This is a genomic window from Microbacterium sp. Bi128 (assembly GCF_918698205.1).
Genome location: NZ_CAKKMM010000381.1, coordinates 1 through 4,219 on the forward strand (window position 1 = coordinate 1; position 4,219 = coordinate 4,219).

Annotated in this window: 3 protein-coding genes; 1 reads left to right on the forward strand and 2 read right to left on the reverse strand. The window is 57.4% G+C overall.

Annotation, left to right across the window (positions count from 1 at the left end; translation table 11 throughout):
* Positions 1 to 112: 112 nt before the first annotated feature.
* Positions 113 to 742 carry an HNH endonuclease gene (locus tag LQV45_RS19450; RefSeq protein ID WP_374208250.1) on the forward strand — a complete coding sequence of 210 codons (630 nt, stop codon included), beginning with the start codon at positions 113 to 115 and terminating at the stop codon, positions 740 to 742.
* A 475-nt stretch (positions 743 to 1,217) separates the two neighbouring features.
* On the opposite strand, the gene LQV45_RS19455 is transcribed toward LQV45_RS19450, so the two are convergent.
* Both LQV45_RS19455 and LQV45_RS19460 read right to left on the reverse strand, forming a co-directional pair.
* Positions 1,218 to 1,694, reverse strand: coding sequence for a hypothetical protein (locus LQV45_RS19455; protein WP_230008426.1), 477 nt, complete (start codon positions 1,692 to 1,694; stop codon positions 1,218 to 1,220).
* 128 nt (positions 1,695 to 1,822) lie between these two features.
* On the reverse strand, positions 1,823 to 3,862 hold the full coding sequence (locus tag LQV45_RS19460; protein WP_230008427.1) for a hypothetical protein: 2,040 nt from the start codon (positions 3,860 to 3,862) through the stop codon (positions 1,823 to 1,825).
* Positions 3,863 to 4,219 lie beyond the last annotated feature (357 nt).

The window sequence follows — 4,219 nt, forward strand, 5'->3', positions numbered from 1 at the left end:
TGATGGGGCTGCTGAAGCAGGCCACGAGAGCGAGCGGCGTCAACGATGGCGTCCGCGAAGTTGTCGGTGACCTTGAGCGGACCGTAGAGAGAGCTCAGGTGGCCGGCCAGTGATGATTCCACCGTTCGTCTACAGCGTCGGAGAGCAGCTCATTGTCGATGCCTTCGAAGCATTGGTGGTCAAACACGGCGATTATTGGTACGACCCCACATTGACGCAACTAAAATCAAATATAAAGAAGCACTACAAGACGATGCAGGGCTACTCTTGTTGCTACTGCCGACAAATTAACCACGTCGCGCATGGCAGGGCATGGGACACAGAGCATATCGTTCCAAGAACCTCTCATGCCGAGTTTATGTTCACGCCTTTAAATCTCGCTGCGGCATGTCCGGATTGCAATGGAAAAAAATCAGACACTCAGACGCTCGTGGATGTCGTCCAAACAGCTTATCCGACTGCTGGTAAAGATTTCCATATCGTTCACCCGCATTTTGATGAGTATAGTGATCACATAAAATCCGGAAACTTCACATATGTACCGCTTTCAGCCAAGGGCAGTTGGACGATCGATAAATGTGGACTCACGCGATTCGCAGGACGGAAGTTTGGGTGGCCCGAGACTCCGACGGATACGCGATTCGAGGAGTCCGTAGACCGCCTACAATCAGGAGATCTAGCGGCAGTGCCAGCCATCGCATTTGAGCTCAATTCGGAAATGATGAGTGAGGGTGCCTCTTAGGCTTCTCTGCCCTGGTCTCCAGCTACTTAATCCGAATTGAACGGGCCCCCGATTACGCACGCAAAGGAACGCGCCAACCGACGTCAGCGGGGTGGTCGACATAGCGAAACTCTTCCACTCGGGTCCCCATCCAGCGCCCGAGTGGGTCGGTAGCATGTGACGTGTCGAGGACAACCTGCCGGGATGAGATGGTTTCCGTTGCCGCAATGCAGGCGCTGACGCTGGCTGCTGGCGAGGTGTTCGCCACGATGGTTTTCGCCGAATTAGATGGTCCCACTTCGTTGGGGACGAACATGCCTCAGAGAAACTCTGCAGACGCTGGGGGCGCTGACCCCGGCCCCGCAATATCTGACAATTACTTTAATTGGAATCGGGCATATGTCTCATCTCGGCCAGCCCGCTTCTAATGTCCCGATCACCGAAGCGATATGCCCATAGGGGAGTCATCGATGCCGGCAGGCTGGACCACCCGCATTTACTCTTCGACGGCCCCGCCCGTGGACACTCCGCTCAGGGTGTCAATGTAATCGAGCGTTTTGGGACTGACATGCCGCACGGCCCCAAGAGCCTCCCGGAGAACGGCTCTGCTGGCGTCGTCACCAAGTGCTCCTCGGAGTTCGACTACAGTCTCGATGCCCTGGCTCTCGAACACGCGCGTCATGTCCTCCACCTGGGCGAGACGGCCAGGGGAAGGCCAGCTGATAACTTCGGAAAGCGTCCCTGTATCGAGGCGCCGCCGGAATCCACTGGTCGTGGCGGCATCAGGCCATGCCCCGACCAAAGCGACAACGCGCGGCCTGACGGTCGCGTGGTAGTTCTGTCGTCGCTGCAGGGTCGCATCGACAACGATGGCCCCGATGTGGTCCCAGCCACGGCTGACTTCGATCGAGTCGTCTGTGCCGTGAGAGTCCAATTGCGCGGGGAGGTTGGCAGCATCATTATCGATAGTCATAGGTGAATACTTCCATGCGACAGCAGTGAGCGTGCGGCTGCGGCAGCCCAGATCGGAGCGAAACCATTCCGCTATCAGCAGTCCTGGCTGCCGTCCGACTGCCGGTTATGTGCGTCCGCCGGCGGGATTCATCCGGGTGACTGTCGTCTGATGGAAGCTGAAATTCGATCCTCCATTGCTCGAACGCCGCCGACCGCCGCGGGCCCCATCTGCTGCCTTGCGCGGTTCACCGCGTCGCGGACTTCGCGACGCACTACCCGTTCATTCTGGCTCGACGACTTTTCTCGCGTTTCCCTGGCTAAATCGAGCAGAGCCTGCGGAGCGTAGTGATTGACGCTCATGTCCGTGAGCAGGGGTAGCTGCACTCTCAGATCCTGTTCGATGGCGGTGCGGAGCGGGCCCAACCGAAGCAATTGAGTGAGGAAATCCGGGCTCAACACCGGCGACGCAGGCGCTTGCGGGCCAAGGCGCTCCCGGAGGTGGTCCTTCATCTTCATGGCTGTTCTGTCGAACGTCAGCCACCATGCAAGGTAGCCCATGGGTGATGGTCCAATCGTCCGCCGATACTCGATGACGCCGACTGAGTTTTCGACGTCGTGGGCAACCAGGCGAGACCGCGTCCCTTGCTCGGCTCCGTAGTCACCTCGTTGACGCCTTCTCTCGTGAGTCTCATTCCATAGTTCCTGAACCGCACCCCGGAGTTCGGTCGATGCGGCATTCGAGTGCTCAAGAAGACTCTTGGTCTCGATAGAGAATTCGTCGGCAAGGTAGTCGCTGACGTCCTGCAACGGCTGTTCTCGTCCACAGATGTTCCGTTGCCAGTCCAGGAATTCGGTCTCCGGTCGGCCCGAGAGCACGAAGGCCGAATAGAGAAAGGGCACTCTTCCTGACCAAGTCGACGTTCTGTTGTGACCATAAGCAACCGCCAGGTTGAGGTGTCTTTCAACTTCTTCAACGACTCCGTCCGTTACATATAGGAGCAACCCTGCGTCGACCGCTGCGCGCATCAGAATCGTAAAGTGGCGCTCTTCCGGATCGTCTACCAGGCTCTCTCCGATAAGGGGCAGGATCGCGGTGGTGTCCATCCATATGTCGCCTTCACTGAAGACGTTGAGCACGACTTTCTGGACGTCCGGGGTTTGTTTCAGGAACGCGAAAAGCGTGTATGCGTCGGCTAGTCGCCGAAGATGCGACTGTGTTTGCGGCGAAGGCTGTTCCAGTAGGTGCATTATGGCCGCGGCCGCGGCATCAGAACTGAGCTCACGGATGCCACCATTTGCTGTGATTCGGTCCGCTATGGCTACAGGGCTGAGTTGGAACGGTGCTCCTGTTTCCACGGCCTCGGCAAAAGACTCTCCTCGTTCCAGGAGTGTTTCTTCCAAGACTGTTCGCAGTTGCCGAGAAATCTCGGTCAACTGTGCTTCGCTCAGTGCCTTCGGTGCTTCGACGGCTCGAACCGCCGCAATGAGTTTCGCATCGAGGGCAGCTTCATCAAGAAGGAACTTGGCCGTCTGATCATTTATCCTCTTGGCCTCCTCAAAACTGAGATGGTACGTGTCCTCGGCCCCGGACGCTGATTTGTGTTGCTTGATGGGGCCCTTCCGAGACAGGCGGTTCAATGCGCTCAGGGTCAGAGCATCGACCTGCCCTCGCTTCCCCACGGGCATGCGGAGGGCGACGCCATCTTTGATTTCGCTAAGGCTGAGCCTGTTGTATGTGTTCGAATCGTGAAGCGCCGCCAAGACCAATGACTCGAAGCAGCTCTTGGTAAGACTCTGATCGGTTGCCTGATCTTCGCCGTCGAGAGCCAAGTGCAGCACCGCGACCTTGCTCTCATCGGCGGTCAAGGTCGATATTCTTTCGAGGACCCCTCGTTTGGACAGGAGCGGATCCACAAAGCGCTGAGCCAGCTCTTCACTGGCCACTCGTCGTTGCGGATAGGATTTCTCACGGTCCACAAACCACGACCGGTCCCGGATGTCTACGGTTATATTCCGATCACGTCGGGACTCTTCCCTGAGTTCATCGGCAGCCGGACCAATCACCTGGTTAGTCAGGTAGATCATGGTGCTGACCGAAGGGAAATTCCTCTTGAGGGTGTCCAGCGTGCTCGCAATTTTCGACTTCCAACCCGCCGTGACAGAGTACTGAAATGCAACTTTAGGCACCCCATCAATCGTGAATATTTCGGCGTCTCTACCCTTGTCTCCGTTCGGAGCCGCCATCGTCCGCAGGGCCGGATATTCGACGGCTAAGAACTCCGACGCGAACGATTCGAATATCTCCCAGTCTCCAGGGCCAATCCGTTCTAGGCGAGAGACAATCGCGGGTTCGGCATGACCGAATCATAACCACCACAAACCTCCCTTGAACATCGCCCCAAAGATCGATAGCCGATTGATTTTCGGGGGAGCGGCGGCCCGGTTCCGGTGCTTTGCCTCGCGAGGTGCTTTGATTAAAACTTCCGCGCGGAAGCACGTGTAAACAGCCCGTTGACTTTCGCGGCTCCTGCGAGGACCATGACG